The organism is Actinacidiphila guanduensis (assembly GCF_900103985.1).
Taxonomy (GTDB): domain Bacteria; phylum Actinomycetota; class Actinomycetes; order Streptomycetales; family Streptomycetaceae; genus Actinacidiphila; species Actinacidiphila guanduensis.
In genome coordinates this window covers 42,976-58,212 of sequence record NZ_FNIE01000026.1, presented here as the reverse complement: position 1 = coordinate 58,212, position 15,237 = coordinate 42,976, and the positions used below count along the sequence as shown (strand labels likewise).

The 15,237-nt window shown below is 72.4% G+C and carries 17 protein-coding genes and 1 tRNA gene; 7 read left to right on the top strand and 11 right to left on the bottom strand.

All coding sequences use genetic code 11. The annotated features are described in order from the left end of the window. Positions 1 to 120: 120 nt before the first annotated feature. Complete coding sequence (locus BLR33_RS33180; protein ID WP_093788555.1) at positions 121 to 804, top strand: hypothetical protein; 684 nt, start codon at positions 121 to 123, stop codon at positions 802 to 804. Positions 805 to 1,190: 386 nt separating this feature from the next. Here the strand turns inward: BLR33_RS33180 and BLR33_RS33175 are convergent, their stop codons facing one another. The 3 genes from BLR33_RS33175 to BLR33_RS33165 all read right to left on the bottom strand — a co-directional run bounded on the left by BLR33_RS33175 (position 1,191) and on the right by BLR33_RS33165 (position 3,920). Beyond that, positions 1,191 to 1,979 (bottom strand): nucleotidyltransferase family protein, encoded by a 789-nt coding sequence (locus tag BLR33_RS33175; protein ID WP_093788554.1) that lies wholly within the window; start codon positions 1,977 to 1,979, stop codon positions 1,191 to 1,193. Between the two features lie 132 nt (positions 1,980 to 2,111). Beyond that, a complete protein-coding gene (locus tag BLR33_RS33170; RefSeq protein ID WP_093788553.1) occupies positions 2,112 to 2,522 on the bottom strand; it encodes a hypothetical protein in 411 nt (136 codons plus the stop codon). 279 nt (positions 2,523 to 2,801) lie between these two features. Further along, the gene (locus BLR33_RS33165; protein ID WP_093788552.1) at positions 2,802 to 3,920 is read right to left on the bottom strand and encodes an ABC transporter ATP-binding protein; all 1,119 of its coding nucleotides are present in this window, start codon (positions 3,918 to 3,920) and stop codon (positions 2,802 to 2,804) included. A 212-nt stretch (positions 3,921 to 4,132) separates the two neighbouring features. Here BLR33_RS33165 and BLR33_RS33160 point away from each other — a divergent pair. Next, positions 4,133 to 4,206: transfer RNA gene (locus tag BLR33_RS33160), tRNA-Thr, on the top strand. A gap of 52 nt (positions 4,207 to 4,258) precedes the next feature. Here BLR33_RS33160 and BLR33_RS33155 read toward each other — a convergent pair. Next, the gene (locus BLR33_RS33155) at positions 4,259 to 4,675 is read right to left on the bottom strand and encodes a type II toxin-antitoxin system VapC family toxin (RefSeq protein ID WP_245771838.1); all 417 of its coding nucleotides are present in this window, start codon (positions 4,673 to 4,675) and stop codon (positions 4,259 to 4,261) included. 2 nt (positions 4,676 to 4,677) lie between these two features. Continuing rightward, positions 4,678 to 4,908 carry a FitA-like ribbon-helix-helix domain-containing protein gene (locus BLR33_RS33150; RefSeq protein ID WP_093788548.1) on the bottom strand — a complete coding sequence of 77 codons (231 nt, stop codon included), beginning with the start codon at positions 4,906 to 4,908 and terminating at the stop codon, positions 4,678 to 4,680. A gap of 105 nt (positions 4,909 to 5,013) precedes the next feature. On the opposite strand from BLR33_RS33150, the gene BLR33_RS33145 reads away from it, so the two are divergent. Continuing rightward, the gene (locus tag BLR33_RS33145) at positions 5,014 to 5,562 is read left to right on the top strand and encodes a Uma2 family endonuclease (RefSeq protein ID WP_093788546.1); all 549 of its coding nucleotides are present in this window, start codon (positions 5,014 to 5,016) and stop codon (positions 5,560 to 5,562) included. 25 nt (positions 5,563 to 5,587) lie between these two features. On the opposite strand, the gene BLR33_RS33140 is transcribed toward BLR33_RS33145, so the two are convergent. Further along, the gene (locus BLR33_RS33140; protein ID WP_093788544.1) at positions 5,588 to 6,157 is read right to left on the bottom strand and encodes a TetR family transcriptional regulator; all 570 of its coding nucleotides are present in this window, start codon (positions 6,155 to 6,157) and stop codon (positions 5,588 to 5,590) included. Between the two features lie 106 nt (positions 6,158 to 6,263). On the opposite strand from BLR33_RS33140, the gene BLR33_RS33135 reads away from it, so the two are divergent. Beyond that, the gene (locus BLR33_RS33135; protein WP_093788572.1) at positions 6,264 to 7,205 is read left to right on the top strand and encodes an NADP-dependent oxidoreductase; all 942 of its coding nucleotides are present in this window, start codon (positions 6,264 to 6,266) and stop codon (positions 7,203 to 7,205) included. Between the two features lie 692 nt (positions 7,206 to 7,897). Here the strand turns inward: BLR33_RS33135 and BLR33_RS33130 are convergent. The 4 genes from BLR33_RS33130 to BLR33_RS33115 all read right to left on the bottom strand — a co-directional run bounded on the left by BLR33_RS33130 (position 7,898) and on the right by BLR33_RS33115 (position 10,292). After that, positions 7,898 to 8,353: a tellurite resistance TerB family protein gene (locus BLR33_RS33130; protein ID WP_093788542.1), complete on the bottom strand. Its 456-nt coding sequence runs from the start codon at positions 8,351 to 8,353 to the stop codon at positions 7,898 to 7,900. A 170-nt stretch (positions 8,354 to 8,523) separates the two neighbouring features. Further along, entirely contained in the window at positions 8,524 to 9,012 is a 489-nt protein-coding gene (locus tag BLR33_RS33125; RefSeq protein WP_093788540.1) for a hypothetical protein, read from the bottom strand. Between the two features lie 7 nt (positions 9,013 to 9,019). After that, a complete protein-coding gene (locus BLR33_RS33120) occupies positions 9,020 to 9,520 on the bottom strand; it encodes a GNAT family N-acetyltransferase (protein WP_093788538.1) in 501 nt (166 codons plus the stop codon). Positions 9,521 to 9,716: 196 nt separating this feature from the next. Further along, a complete protein-coding gene (locus BLR33_RS33115) occupies positions 9,717 to 10,292 on the bottom strand; it encodes a TerD family protein (protein ID WP_093788536.1) in 576 nt (191 codons plus the stop codon). A 139-nt stretch (positions 10,293 to 10,431) separates the two neighbouring features. On the opposite strand from BLR33_RS33115, the gene arfB reads away from it, so the two are divergent. Further along, on the top strand, positions 10,432 to 10,866 hold the full coding sequence (gene arfB, locus BLR33_RS33110) for an alternative ribosome rescue aminoacyl-tRNA hydrolase ArfB (RefSeq protein ID WP_093788534.1): 435 nt from the start codon (positions 10,432 to 10,434) through the stop codon (positions 10,864 to 10,866). Between the two features lie 116 nt (positions 10,867 to 10,982). Here the strand turns inward: arfB and BLR33_RS33105 are convergent, their stop codons facing one another. Next, entirely contained in the window at positions 10,983 to 11,495 is a 513-nt protein-coding gene (locus tag BLR33_RS33105; protein ID WP_093788532.1) for a flavin reductase family protein, read from the bottom strand. 639 nt (positions 11,496 to 12,134) lie between these two features. On the opposite strand from BLR33_RS33105, the gene cdgB reads away from it, so the two are divergent. Next, positions 12,135 to 13,787 (top strand): diguanylate cyclase CdgB, encoded by a 1,653-nt coding sequence (gene cdgB / locus BLR33_RS33100; protein ID WP_093788530.1) that lies wholly within the window; start codon positions 12,135 to 12,137, stop codon positions 13,785 to 13,787. A 168-nt stretch (positions 13,788 to 13,955) separates the two neighbouring features. Next, positions 13,956 to 15,158, top strand: coding sequence for a sensor histidine kinase (locus BLR33_RS33095; protein ID WP_093788528.1), 1,203 nt, complete (start codon positions 13,956 to 13,958; stop codon positions 15,156 to 15,158). The last annotated feature ends 79 nt before the right edge of the window (positions 15,159 to 15,237 follow it).

The window sequence follows — 15,237 nt, the reverse complement described above, 5'->3', positions numbered from 1 at the left end:
GGGCTCTTCTGCTGCCGGCGTCGTTGGGCAAGCTCCCCCGCGAAGAGGGACGGATCGCCAGTCGGTGTCATCCGGGCACCGACTGGTGCGGCCCGCGACCAGGGCAAAGGGAGCAACCAGATGCGACTTCCGCGCAAGATCACCGCTGTGCTGGGGACCGGGGCCTCCGCCGCCGTCCTCTTCCTCGTACCGACCAGCGCCCATGCCGCCCAGATCGTGGGCTGCAGCGAGAACGCCCTCGTCGCCGCCGTCAACGCGGCCAACGCCGTCGGGGGCGACGACCTCGTGCTCTCGCCGTTCTGCACCTACACCCTGACAGCAGCTCACGGCACGGGTGCCAACGGCCCGTCCGGACTTCCTGTCATCACCACTCCGATCACCATGACCGGACTCGGCACGGACATCGTGCGGGCCCCCGGCGCACCCGACTTCCGCATCATCGAGGTGGACGGCGCCGCCGGCGTCCCCGCCGCCGCCGGTACTCTCAGCCTCAACGCGGTCACCCTCCGGGGTGGCCAGGCCGCCGCCGGAGACGTCGGCGGCGGCATCGCCAACTTCGGCGGCACGGTCACGCTGAACGCGAGCACGCTGCGGAACAACTCCGCGGACTCCGGCGGCGGTCTGTACAACGAGGCGGGGACGAGCACGCTCGTCGCCGGCGCGGTGGTCGGCAACACGGCCACCACTGCAGGCGGCGGCATCGAGGAGAACTCCGGCAGCGTGACGCTGATCGGCACGCTCGTCCGCAGCAACTCCCCGGACAACTGCGCGCCCGCCGGAAGCGTGCCGTTCTGCAACGGCTGATCCGGCGGTAGCCCCCGGGCACCGCTCAGGCCGATTCCCGGGGTTGCCGCTCCCGCCTGCGGGCGGGACCGGTTTCCCCTTGCAAGGCACCGCCGGCGACGGCTTAAACCCCACGGGTCGTCGTCGGCGGTCTCCCCGGCCCCCAGCCGTGAAACGGCCGGGGGCCGGACTTCCGTTGACGTCGGAAAAACCTTTTCGCTGCTCCGGAATTCGTTGCTCCGCATTCGGATGACCGGTCGGTCGTACGCGGCGGTGACGAAGCGATTCTCCGGCGGTGCGCCGGTGGTGCAATTCCGGAGAGAGCCGTCCATTGCCGGGCGGCCAGGCCCGAGTTCGTCATGGAGTTCGCTTCCGGCCGGAATGCGGCCGCACGCTGCGAAAGCCGGCTAGACCGTCCCGCGCAGCTCTTTGGCCGCCTCGTTGAGGTCCTTGGCCGTGTCGATCGCCCGCCAGTAGGCGCCGTGCGGGATGGGGAAGCCGGCGAGGCGGCGCTCCCGGGCCAGCCGCGGGAACGTCGTGCGCTCGTGGTCGCCCAGGTCCGGCAGCAGCTCGGTGAAGCCGGGCGCGAAGACGTAGACGCCCGCGTTGATCAGGTAGGGCGAGGGCGGCGCCTCGATGAAGTCCAGCACTTGCCCGAACTCGTTGGTCTCCACCGCGCCCCAGGGGATGCGCGGCCGGGCGAGGGCGAGGGTCGCCAGCGCGTCGCGCTCCTGGTGGAAGGCGGCCATCTCGTGCAGCGGGAAGCGCGTCCAGATGTCGCCGTTCGTCGCGTACCAGGGCTCGTCCGGCCGCGGCAGCGAACCCGCCGCGAACTTCAGCCCGCCGCCGCGCCCGAGCGGCTCGTGCTCGACCACCGTGCGCACATTCAGCGGCAGCGGCGTCGTGTCCAGCCACTGCTGCAGCACCTCGGCGAGGTGCCCGCAGGAGATCACCGCGTCGGTGACGCCCTCCGTGGCCAGCCAGGCCAGTTGGTGGCCGAGGATCGGGGTCCCGGTGCCGGGGATCTCCACCATCGGCTTGGGCCGGTCGTCGGTGTACGGGCGCAGCCGCGACCCCTGCCCGCCGGCGAGGAGCACCGCCTGGGTGACGGGTGCGGCCGGGACAGGGGCGAGAGTGTGCGGCGCGGTGCGGGGCCCGTGGGATCCGTTGGGGCTGCCTTTGGGGTCGCGGGTCATGCAGCGCACCTTATGCGACCGGGGGCGTACGACCGTGCAGTACGGTCGTACGCCCCCGGTGTGCCGTCGGCGGGGTGATGTCGTCAAGGGGGTTCGGGCTTCGGCGCCAACGGGCCGGTCCCGGCGCGGGGTTCAGCCGACCGAGGCCACCCCGGTGGCGAAGGCGGTGTCGCACACCGGGCGCGACCACGCCTGGGCGCGCTGGGTGGCGCCGTCGTACTTGGCGACGGCCGCGCGGCCCAGCGAGCGGGCGATGGAGGCGCAATAGCGGGCGAGTGAGGGCTGCTTGGCCATGGCCACCTGGAGGTCGGTCAGGGCGGCGCCCGGGTCCTTCTCCTGGAGTTCGGTCAGCAACCGGCGGCGCAGCGCCTCCTGAGGCGCGAGAGCGGTGCCCTTCTTCGACGACGCCACCGTCAGTACCTGTCCGTCCGACGAGGAGGAGGCCCACGGGACGCGGGTGACGGCGAGCGTCCCCGACAGCACGAGGACGACCGGAAGAACGAGCGCGAATGTCTTGCCGAGTCGGCGAGCTACCTGGTTCACGCATCGGATCGTAGCGACTGGTGATGATTTGGCGACATTTAGTCACCCTGACGAGCGAGGTGAAACCGTGCGGTTGGCGGCGTCGTGTTGACGAGGTGACCCGAAAGGCCGGATATGCGGATGTTTGACGGGCGTCCGCCGGGGGGCAGTCACCCGCGGATGCGAACGGCCGGCCGGTACGGGGTGCGTACCGGCCGGCCGGTTCAACGGTCAGCCGTGCGCGGGCGGTTGGGCCCGCGGCTGGTTCCTGCTCGTGCCTGCCGGCGGCGTGCCGCCGGGTCAGTCGCTCAGGCGCTCGCCGGTGGAGGTGGCGAACACGTGGGTCTCGCCCGGGCGCGGCACGACGTGCAGCACGGAGCCCTTCTCGGGGATCTCGCGGCCGCCGACGCGCAGCACCAGGTCCTTGTGCTCGCCGCCGACCTCGGCGGAGCCGTACACGTAGCCGTCGGCGCCGAGCTCCTCGACGACGTTGACGGTGACGGCCAGGCCCTCCGGGCCCTCCTTCGACAGGCCGCTCCCGTTGGGGGAGGAGATGTCGAAGTGCTCCGGGCGGACGCCGACGGTGACCGTGCGGTCGCCCTTGTCGGCGGCGGCCTTGACGGCCTCGCGGTTGACGTTCACCACGGTGTTGCCGAACTTCACGCCGCCGTCGGTGATCGGGACCTCGACCAGGTTCATCGCGGGGGAGCCGATGAAGCCGGCGACGAAGAGGTTGGCCGGCTTGTCGTACATGTTCCGCGGGCTGTCGACCTGCTGGAGGATGCCGTCCTTGAGCACCGCGACGCGGTCGCCCATCGTCATGGCCTCGACCTGGTCGTGGGTGACGTAGACGGTGGTGACGCCCAGCCGGCGCTGCAGGCTGGCGATCTGGGTGCGGGTCTGCACACGGAGCTTGGCGTCGAGGTTCGACAGCGGCTCGTCCATGAGGAAGACCTGCGGCTCGCGGACGATGGCGCGGCCCATCGCGACACGCTGGCGCTGACCGCCGGAGAGCGCCTTCGGCTTGCGGCCCAGGTACTCGGTGAGGTCGAGGATCTTGGCGGCCTCCTCGACGCGCTTGCGGATCTCGGCCTTGTTGACGCCGGCGATCTTCAGCGCGAAGCCCATGTTGTCCGCCACCGTCATGTGCGGGTACAGGGCGTAGTTCTGGAACACCATCGCGATGTCCCGGTCCTTGGGGGGCAGGTGCGTGACGTCCCGCTCACCGATGCGGATGGCGCCGGCGTTGACGTCCTCGAGCCCGGCGAGCATGCGCAGGGAGGTCGACTTGCCGCAGCCGGAGGGGCCGACGAGGACGAGGAACTCGCCGTCGCCCACCTCGATGTCGAGCCCGTCCACCGCGGGCTTGTCGCCACCCGGGTAGATCCGGGTCGCCTTGTCGAACGTGACTGTAGCCATGGAGTGTTGCAGTCCCTTCACCGGCAGGAACGTGCCGGACGATCCGAGTAAAGGAAGCGTTCCGGGGCCGGGGCCCCGGGGTGTTCCGAACTGGTCCAGCCCGCGAGACGCGGGCTCCCCGTGACGCTACCTCCCGGATCCCCCCTTGTCACCAGCCCCCCGCCCGATTTTTCCCGCCCGCCCGGCCCCCTGCCAGCTACACTCGTCCCTGCGCCTCCTTAGCTCAGCTGGCCAGAGCGACGCTCTTGTAAAGCGTAGGTCGTCGGTTCGAACCCGACAGGGGGCTCTCTTCCCGCTCCGCCGAGCCCCCGTCCCGGCGTGGGCGGTGGCCGAACAGCTCAGCTGCCGGGGGTCGCGAAGGTCTCGACCGCGCAGCGGGCGGCTCCACTGCGCTCGATCCTGGCGTCGCTGGTGACGAGCGGTACGTCGAGGCTTTCGGCGAGGGCCACGTAGTGGGCGTCGTATGCGGAGAGGTTGTCGGACAGCTTCCGTACCCGCTGCCACAGGATCAGGGTCGGGTGCAGATCGACCGCAAGGGCCTGGTAGTCGGTGATCGCCTTCACGGCCTCCTTCCCCGTGATCCTCGGTTCGCCCCCGCGCCGACCGCGTGCCAGCCCGAACACAGCCGACGTGATCTCGTAGTCCAGCAGCCCCGGCGCCGCGAGGCTGTCCGCGCGGCCCACCCGCCGGCGGACAGCGGCTCCTGTCTCGCCCTGGTCGAGGAGGAAGTGCACCACGCTGGAGCAGTCGATCACGATCAACGGCGGTCACGTCCATCGTCGATGGCGCCGAGGATGTCGGTCGTACGGAGCGTGGTGCGGGTCTCGCGATCGAGGCGGGCGGCCATTTCCGCGAGCGTGGGCTTGGCGGCTTCCCGGGACAGGAGTTCCAGGGCATAGGCCTGGAGCGATTTGCCGGCCTGTGCGGCGCGCACTTTCAGCGCGTTGACGGTCTCGTCCGGGACGTCCCGGATCGTGATCGCGGTCATGGCATCACTTTAGCATCGGTGCATGCATAATGCAGCTCCGGGGCGGTGGCAGACTCCCCGTTAGCATGGGCGGCAAGTCGGTTCGCTCTTGGGAGGCACCCCGGGATGGACCCGCAGCACTTGGCGCTGCTCGAAGAGGCTCGCAGGAGCCTGCCGGACGGGTACAAGGTCGAACTCTCCGGCGACACCCTCTTCATGGCGGTCGGCCGCACTGGTTTCCATCAGCGCAACCTGCTGGTGATCCGGCGCCAGTTCGACGCGCACAGCCCGAGCGGCCTCGTGCCGAGCGAGAACACGGACCTGGTGTCGCCCGGGGTCGGCAAGAGCCGCAATCCGGACCTGACCTATCTGCCCGCCGAAGCCCTGGAGACCACGGACAACCAGGTCCCCGCGGAGGTCGCGGCCATCGCTGTGGAGCTGGTCTCGCCCTCGAATCCCGAGAACGACTGGGTGGGCAAGCTCAGGGACTACCCGATCATGGGGATTCCGCTCTACTTGGTGGTGGATGCCCGGCTGAAGACCGCCACGCTCTTCAGCCGCCCCGACGGGGGGAAGTACCACCGGCGCGAGGATGTCGACTTCGGCGGGACGTTGGACATCCCGCGGCCTTTCGGGTTCGGCCTGGATACTTCGACGCTGCTTCCGTACGCCTGATACGGCCCGGCCCGGGGGCGGGGGGTCAATGGGGGGTGGTCAGGGTGTGGAGCTGGGCGAAGGACTGGCGGATGGCCTCGTGGAGGTCGAGGGTGCCGTCCTCGGTGTCCACCCAGCGCTGGAACGCGACCCGGTAGACGGCGGAGCCCGCCTCGGTGGCCAGGGCCGCCTCCGCGGCGGGGACGCCGCGGCGGCGCAGGCCCTCGGCGAGCGCGGCGGACAGGTCGGCCAGCTTGATCAGTTCGCGTTCCCGGAGGTCGGCGGTGGACATGATCACCGCCTGGCGCTTGCGGGCGAGCTCGCGGTCCTGGCCGATGAGGTCGGCCGCCGCGGACAGCGCCGCCGCGACGGCCTCCAGCGTCGACGCCGTGGCCGGCGCCGCCTCCAGCGCGGCCAGGGCCGACCGTTCCAGCTCGGCCGACCGGTCGAAGAGCACCTCGCGCTTGTCGGCGAAGTAGCGGAAGAAGGTGCGGGCGGTCACCCCGGCCCGGTCGGCGATGTCGGCCACCATCGTCTGCTCGAAGCCGCGTTCGAGGTACAGCGTCAGCGCCGCCTCGCGCAGCCGGTCACCGGCCCCAGGCTCCCATCGTCCCACCCCGCGAGTGTAGTGCCGCCGCCCGCGGCCCCCAGTGATGTCATCAGGTGACATCAGTGGGGTAAGGTGATGTCACCTGATGACATCAACGGCGAGGATGTTCACCATGACGACGGTGAAGCGCGTCCAGTACCACCGGTACGGCGGTCCCGAGGTGCTGCGGCTGGAGGACTACGAGCTGCCGCGGCCCGGCCCCGGCGAGATCCAGGTCCGGGTGAAGGCGGCGGCCGCGAACCCGATGGACTGGAAGATCCGCAGCGGCGAGATGAAGGTCCTGACCGGCCGGAAGTTCCCGCGCGGCCTCGGCCACGACCTCGCCGGCGTCGTGACCGCGGTCGGCCCCGGCGTCACCCGGCTCGGTGTCGGCGACGACGTGCTCGGCGGGGCGGGCCTGAAGGCGGCGGGGGCGTTCGCCGAAGTGGCCGTCGTGGCGGAGAACGGGGTTGTGGAGAAGCCGGCGAACCTCTCCTGGGAGGAGGCCGCCGCGCTCCCCGTGGTCGGGCTCACCGCCTTCCAGGCCATGGCCGGCACGAGCAAGGTGCGTGCCGGGCAGGCCGTCTTCGTCCACGGCTGCCTCGGCGGGGTCGGCCGCTGCGCCGCACAGCTCGCGATGGCCTACGGCGCCTCCGTGGGCGGCAGTTGCCGCGGCAGCGCCGCCCAGGAAGCACGCGACCTCGGCATCGGCCCGGTCGTCGGATTCGACGTCGACGCGGCCGAACTCGCCGGGCGGTTCGACGTCGTCTTCGACACCGCCGGCACGCTGCCGATCGCCACCGCTCGGGCCCTGCTGAAGCCCGGCGGCCGGATCATCGACATCAACCCCACGCCGGCGAAGTTGCTGCGCAGCGCCCTGCCCGGGCCGTTCCGGGTGCTGGTCGGGAAACCCTCGCCCGCGGACCTCGCCGCGGTCGCGCGGGCGGCGGCGGAGGGGACACTCCGGCTGCCGGTCGCCCGCACGGTGCCGCTCGATCAGGCGATCGCCGCGCTCACGGAGCTGGAGCGCGACCGCACCCCCAAGGGCGGCAAGCTCGTCGTCACGGTCGGGTGAGCGGCGGCCGGGCGCCCAGCAGCGCCGGAGAGGGCGGGACGGCCCGGCAGAACGCGCGAGGGCTCTGTCCGTACTGCACGTGCCGCCCGTGCCGGACGCTCCTCCCGCACCGTCCGTGCCGGCCGCGCCGAGAACCCCGACCTCCCCGCACCCGCGGCCGAGTTCCACGTGCCGGGCAACCGCCGCCCGAAGGGGCTGGGCCGGCGCTCTGTCCATGTTGGCCTGTGTCGCTTTTTGGACAACGCGGCTTCCGCGATGACGAACTCGCAGGTGGCGGGGGCATTGTGCGGCCTGCCAGACGGAGGGGACCGGCGAAAGCCGGTGGTAGCGCCGCGGGTTGATCGGATATCAATCTGTCACGGCACTTCGCCGGGCGACTCCCCGCCCGCGAAGTCCCGCCGGACACCGGAAGGGGTGTCCTGTCCGCGCACGGCAACCCCGTATGGCCGTGGCGGACCCAGCCGTCGAGGGTACGACCGGTCTGCTCGCCCGGTCTGCCAAGGGGGGGACTCTCGACGGCGATCGGGGGGCCGACCGGCCCGAAGGCCCTCCGAGTGAAAGGGCCGCCCGTCCCTGCGCGTCCACTGCGTGGGAGCGGGCGGCCCCACTCCCACGCGGATGCCCGCGGCTCGTCCGGGCCCCGGCCGCAGCTCGTTCAGGGCCCAGCGCTCATCCAGCCCTCATCGAAGGGCTCAGAGATCGAACTCCGACGGGTCGATGCCCACCGCGAAGCACGCCTCGCGCACCACGCCCTGCTCGGTCTTGTCGAAGTCGCCGTCCGCGCCGCCGATGACGATGCCGATCTGGATCACGGCCCGCGCCTCGCCCGGCTTCTTCTGCACCTTGCCGATCTCCTGCAGCACCGAGACCTTGCCGAAGGCGAAGTCGGCGGTGAGCTTGTTGACGTAGTCGTTGAACCGGCGCTGCAGGTCGTCGGCCTGGAAGTTCTGCAGCACCTCGTTGGTCGCGATCAGGGAGGCCACGCGCTGCCGCTCGGAGGGGTCCACCGAGCCGTCGGCCGCGGCCACCAGCGCGCACATCGCCATGCTCGCGTCGCGGAAGGCGCCGCTCTTCAGGTCGTTCTTCTTCGCGTTGAGCTGCGTCTGCATGGTCTGGGCGGATTCCTTGAACCGGTCCCACAGGGCCATGGCGGTCTCTCCTCGACGGTCTTGGGTACGGGGCCGCGACGGCCGGTCGTACGGGTGGTGCGGTACGGCATGAGAACTCGTGCGAAGCGTAAAGGAGTTCCCAAGAAGGGCGGTCCGCTTCGGTTCCCGCTGCCGCCGCCGCGCCTGTTCGCTGTGAGCGAACAGTCGTCTCACACCCGCGGGAAGCGGGCCAGCAGGGTCCACAGCGCGGGGTTGTCGCCCAGGCCGTCGTGCATGTCGGTGAGGTCGGCCGTCAGGTCGTGCAGGAAGTCGCGCGCCTCGCGCCGCAGATCGGCGTGGCGGACGGTGAGCGGGGGCTCGTCCGGCAGCCAGTCCGCGGTGATGTCCACGTGCCCGAACCGGCGGGTGAAGCGCAGCCGGTCGGCCGACTCGGTGAAGTCCAGCTCGGCCCGCTGCGGCCGGGCCGCCCTGGCCCCCAGCGGGTCGCGGTCCAGCGCCTCCACGACGTCGCACAGCGCCCAGGCGAAGTCCAGGACGGGCACCCATCCCCAGGCTGTGGACAACTCCCGCTCGCCCTCGGCGAGGTAGACGTCGCCGCTGAACAGGTCGTGCCGCAGGGCGTGGACGTCGGCGCTCGCGTACTGCGTCTGCGGCGGGTCGGGGAAGCGGCGGGACAGGGCGTAGCCGAGGTCGATCACCGGCTGCTCACAGCTCCTTGTGGAAGACGCTGCACGGGCGGAACTGCTGCCGGTCCGGGCGGTGGTCGATCACCCGGTAGCCCTGGGCCCGCCAGAAGGCGAGGGCGGCGGTGTTGCCGTCCAGGACGGCCAGCCGCAGCCCGTCGCGGCCGGCGGCGCGGAAGCGCTCCTCGACCAGCGCGACGATCCGCCGGCCGTGGCCCTGCCGCCGGTGGTCGCCGTGCACGAGCAGCAGGCCGAGCCAGGGGTAGGGGTCGATCGGGTCCGGGTGCTCGCCGAGCGTCGCCGCGACACCGACCAGCACGCCGTCCTCGCGGGCCAGCAGGAACTCGGCGGTGGGCTGGACGAGTTCGGCGTTCAGGCTCGCCGCCACCTGCTCGGGCCGGACGTCGTGCGGATCGGGGAAGTCGCCGCTGATCCGGTGGAAGTCGGGGTTCGAGGCGTAGACGCCGGTGATCTCGGCGAGCAGCGCGTCGTCGGGGGCGGCGGTGAGGGGGTCGAGCGTCATCACCGTGCCCAGGTTAGGGCCTGTCGCGGGCCGGCCGCCCCCGGGTTGCGCCGGGCCCGGGCACGCGTGCGGCCGGCCCCCTGACGTGCGGGGGCCGGCCGTGGGCTGCTGCGGGCTGCTGCGAGCGCTGCCGGGTCCGGAAGGGTCCAGAGGCGACCAGCGGAGCCCGGAAGGGTCCGGAGGGGTCCGGAGAGATTCAGAGGGAGACGCCGAAGTCGGTGGCGATGCCGACCAGGCCGGAGGCGTAGCCCTGGCCGACGGCGCGGAACTTCCACTCCGCCCCGTTGCGGTACAGCTCGCCGAAGACCATGGCGGTCTCGGTGGCCGCGTCCTCGCTCAGGTCGTAGCGGGCGATCTCGGCGCCGCCGGCCTGGTTGACGATGCGGATGTAGGCGTTGCGCACCTGGCCGAAGTTCTGGCTGCGGGACTCCGCGTCGTAGATCGAGACGGGGAAGACGATCTTGTCGACATCGGCGGGCAGGGCGGCCAGGTTGACGTTGATCTGCTCGTCGTCGCCCTCGCCCTCGCCGGTGCGGTTGTCGCCGGTGTGGACGATCGTCTGGTCCGGGCTCTGCTTGTTGTTGAAGAAGACGAAGTGGCCGTCCGAGTAGACCTTGCCCGTCGCGTTCACGGCGATGGCGCTCGCGTCGAGGTCGAAGTCCGTGCCGGTGGTGGTGCGCACGTCCCAGCCCAGGCCGACGGTGACCGCCGTCAGGCCGGGCGCCTCCTTCGTCAGCGAGACGTTGCCGCCCTTGGTCAGGCTTACCGCCATGGGAAGTCCCCTTAGGTGCTCGTAGGTGTCACGGACGAAACTACCGTCATCCCTCTGTACGCGAAGAGGGGTTCGTACGGTTCCGTCCCGCCCCGGAAATCCCCGTGACGGGTGGGTGGCCGGGCGGGATCATGGGGGTATGGGTGGGACGGGCGGCAGCGTGCATGTGCGAGGGACGGTCTTCGTGCCGGAGGCCGAGCTGCAGTGGCGGTTCTCCCGGTCCTCGGGGCCGGGCGGCCAGCACGTGAACACCTCGGACAGCCAGGTGGAGCTGCGGTTCGACCTCGCGGCCACCGAGGCGCTGCCCGAGGTGTGGAAGCAGCGCGCGCTGGAGCGGCTGGCCGGCCGGCTGACCGGCGGGGTGCTCGCCGTACGGGCCTCCGAGCACCGCTCCCAGTGGCGGAACCGCGAGACGGCCGCCGCTCGCCTGAGTTCCCTGCTCGCCGAGGCCACCGCGCCCCCGCCCAAGGCCCGCCGCCCCACCCGGATACCCCGCGGGATCAACGAGCGGCGGCTGCGGACCAAGAAGCAGCGCGGCGAGGTCAAGCGCGGCCGCACCTCGCGGTGGGACTGACGCGCCGGGACAAGGGGCCCTGGGCACCGTTGCGGGCCGCGGAGGGGCCGCGGGTGCGCACGGGGGCCCGGGGCCGCTCCGGCCCGGCTCCGCGCCGCTCGGTCCGCTCGCTTCTGTCAGCCCAGATAGCGGTAGCGGCCGCGGAAGTACGTCAGCGGGCCGCCGTCCGCGCTCGGGGTGCGGGCGGTCAGCACCCGCCCTATCAGCAGGGCGTGGTCGCCGGCGACCACCCGCTGCTGCGTCTCGCACTCGAGTATCGCCAGGGCGCCGCCCAGGATCGGGGCGCCGGACGCCTCGCCGCGGTAGTAGGACACGTCCTCGAAGAGCAGGCGGTCGCTGATCCGGCCGCGCATGGCGAACCGGCCGGCGATGTGCCGCTGGCTCTCGCTGAGCACGGAGACGGCCCAGCGCGGCTGCCGCTCCAGCAGCTCGTCCATCCGCGAGCCCAGCCGGACGCTCGCCAGCACCAGCGGCGGCTCCAGCGAGACGGACATGAATGCGGTGGCCGTCATGCCGACGTCCTCCCCGCGCGGCCCGTCCTCCGGGTCGTGCGCGGTGAGCAGGACGACACCCGCGGCGAGGCGGGCCATGGCGGCGCGGAAGTCATCGGAGTGGACGGTCTCACCCATGGTGGTCCCAGGATGCCGTCCGGTTGAGGGCTGAAGCACGTTCCCCAACGTTACGGCCCGGTAGGAACCGGCCGCATCGTCCTTCCGTCCCATCCGCGAACCCCCGCGCGACCTAGGCCGGGTCTGACAAATCCCGCCTGGTCGGCGGGGTCTGGCACGCACGCTCGCTACGTTGTCGGTCGTCGGCGCAGCCCGCTGCGCTCTCTCCCCCTGGGCCTTGCGGCCCGGGAGGTACCCCCACCCTCCGCCTTGCGATCGCACGCGCCAGACCCCGCCGACCCCGCCCTCACGGGCGGACGCCGCTATTTGTCAGACACGCCCTAGCCGCGCCGGGGGCCGCGGTCCGTACGTACCGTGCCCAACTGCACGTGCGGGCGTGTGACTTGAGTCACAAGAGGCAGGAATTGTTGACCCTGTGTACCGGCTGCACAGCTCGCTGTGATTCAGTTGCGTTGTAGTTGGAAGACTGTGAATTACAACGCGGTCGCTACGGCGGCCGGAAGCCCGAGCACAACCGCGAACCAGCACCGAGAACCACCGGGGCGACGAGAACCAGCACCGGGTACAGCACCGGCCGGACCGACCACCGGCCGGCCGGCCGCCGAGCACGTGGGGAGGGCGTGAGCGACCTTGAGCGACATGGACACCGAGTCCGAGCCGTACGTCCGCCTTGCGACCCTGCGCCAGCTGCACCAGGTCGTCGCCGACCTGAACAGCGCCCGCAGCCTGGCCGACACGCTCCAGGCCGTCGCCGACGGGGTGGTGCGCGGCCTGGGGTACGAGCTCGCGGCGGTCAACCTGGTGCGGCCCGACGGCGACCTGGTCGTGGCCGCGTTCGCCGGCAGCGCGGCCGGCGAGGCGCTGCTGGCCGGCCGGGTCGGCTCGCGCACCTCCTGGGAGCGCCGGCTCGCCATGGGCGAGCAGTGGGGCGCCCTGCGGTTCATCCCGCACACCGAGGGCTGGGTGCTGATCGACGACGACGTGCCGCAGTGGCACACCGAGGGCCCGCTGCCGCGGTTCGCCGACGAATGGCACCCCGGCGACCGGCTCTACGCGCCCATGTACGCCTCCCAGACGGTCGGCAGCGAGCTGATCGGCGTCATATCCGTCGACCGCCCCTCCAGCGGCCGCCACCCGGGCCCCTGGGGCTGCGAGGCCCTGCAGACGTACGCCTTCCAGGCCGGCATCGCGATCAGCAACGCCCGGCTGCGGGCCAACATGCAGCGCGCCCTGGTCCGCCTGGAACGCGACCAGCAGGCGCTGCGGGCCAGCGAGGAGAGCTTCCGGCAGGCCTTCGAGTACGCGCCCAGCGGCATGGCCATCGCCGAGATGGGCGGGGACCAGCACGGCAAGCTGCTGCGGGCCAACGACGCGCTGTGCCGGCTGCTGGGCCGCTCGGCGTCGACGATGCGCCGCTACTCCTTCTCCGACCTGGTGCACCCCGAGGACGTCGGGCTGCTGCTGCGCACCTCCGCCGAGGGCGGCCGGGCCGAGCTGCGCCTGGCCCGCCGCGACGGCAGCTACGTGTGGGTCTCGCTGCGCAACTCCGTGGTCGCCGACACCGCGGACGGGCCGCGCTTCCTGCTCACCCACGTCGAGGACATCGAGGAGCGCAAGAGCCGGGAGCTGGCGCTCGCCCACCGGGCCAGCCACGACTCGCTCACCGGGCTGCCCAACAGCGCCGAGCTGCGGGCCCGGCTCTCCTCGCGGCTGTGCGCGCGGCCGCAGGAGCGCGAGCCGGCGACCGCCGGCGAGCTCATGGGCCCCGACGAGTTCGCCTTCAGCTACGGCTACGGGCCCGAGGAGCTGGCCGCGCCGCTGACCGGGCTCGACTCCCGCGCCCACGTCCACACCGTCGCGCCCGACGAGCACGACGAGGAGAGCGGCAAGGGCCTGGCGGTCCTCTTCTGCGACCTGGACGGCTTCAAGTCGATCAACGACAGGTTCGGGCACCACACCGGGGACGCCGTCCTGATCGAGGTGGCCCGGCGGCTGACGAGTGCGGTCCGCGACGGTGACACCGTTGCCAGGCTCGGCGGCGACGAGTTCGTCGTCCTCGCCGACGGGCTCGCTCCCGCGGACGCGGCGGACCTTACGGTCCGGCTGCGCAACGCGATCATCCCGCCCATCCGGGTGGACGGCCGCGCGGTACGCGTCGGGGCGTCCTTCGGCATCGGCTGGGCCGGGTGCGGCATGACCGCGGAAGAGGTCCTCCACTCGGCGGACCAGCGCATGTACGTCGAGAAGCGGTCCCGCTCGGCCGCCCGCCCCAACCACCGCCGCGCCGGCTGACGCCGGCTGCGGGCGGGCTCCCCGCCCTCCTCCCCGCCCCGGGTGGTGCCCGCAGCGCCCCTGGTACTCGCCCCCCTTCGGCTCGATGGGGACGTGCGACTTGGGGAGTAGGGGGGATCGCTCTGGGGGGTGACCCCGGGACGCGTCAGCGTCCCTACGCTGGGTTATGTGCAGCGCGTCTACGACTTCTTCCGCCGACACCCGACGTGGGTCGACAGCTTCTGGGCCGTCGTCCTGGTGGCGGCGTGCCTCGCGTGGATCGTCGCGGACCCCGACATCGCCGACACCGAGCGGATCGCCGCGGTGCCCCTGTCCGGCGCCCTCGCCGTCGTGGTGGCGCTGCGCCGCCGCGCGCCCGAGCGCATGCTGCTGCTGGCCATCGGCGTCGGCCTGCTCCAGCTGGTCACCGGTGTGCGCACCAACCCCGGCGACGCCGCGTTCCTCGCGATCATCTACACCTGCGCCTCCAGCGGCCGCCGCTGGTCCTCGCGGCTCGCCCTGGCCGCGGGCCTGCTCGCCGCCCCGCTGGCGGCGCTCCGCTGGCCGCCGCGGGACGAGTACGCCACGGTCTGGACCACCCTGCTCCAGACCTTCTTCCTCGCCGTGATCTTCGCCCTGTCCTGGGTCGTCGGCGACCGGCTGCGCACCCGCCGGGCGTACTACGCCGAGCTGGAGGAGCGGGCCGCCCGCCTGCACCGCGAGCGCGAGGCCCAGTCGAAGGCCGCGGTCGCCGCCGAGCGGGCCCGGATCGCCCGCGAGCTGCACGACGTCGTGGCCCACAACGTCTCCGTGATGGTCGTCCAGGCCGACGGCGCCGCCTACGTGCTGGACGCAGCCCCCGACCAGGCCAAGCAGGCCCTGGACACCATCTCCACCACCGGCCGCCAGGCGCTCGCCGAGATGCGCCGGCTGCTCGGCCTGCTGCGGGCCGGCGACGACGCCGGCGGCGAGTACGTGCCGCAGCCCGGCGTCGACCAGCTCGCCGACCTCATCGAGCAGGTGCGCGGCGCCGGGCTCCCGGTGCGCTTCGAGGTCGCGGGCCGGGCCCGGCCGCTGTCCAGCGGCGTCGAGCTGACCGCGTACCGCATCGTCCAGGAGGCGCTGACCAACGTCCGCAAGCACGGCGGGGACGGGGCCAGCGCCAGCGTCACCCTCGGCTTCGGCGACTCCGCCCTCGACCTGCTGATCGAGGACGACGGCCGCGGCGCCAGCCGGGAGCTGTACGCGCAGGGCGGCCCGGACGGGCTCGGGCAGGGCCTGATCGGCATGCGCGAGCGGATCGGCATGGTCGGCGGCACCCTGGACGCCGGCCCGCGCCCGGGCGGCGGCTTCCGGATCAGCGCCGTGCTGCCCCTGCGCGCCTCCGGCTGAGCCCGGTGGGTCCCCGGCAGCTCCCCGGCCCCCGCCGGGCACCGTACGGCCCTCCCAGACCCCCGCACCCGCCCCACGA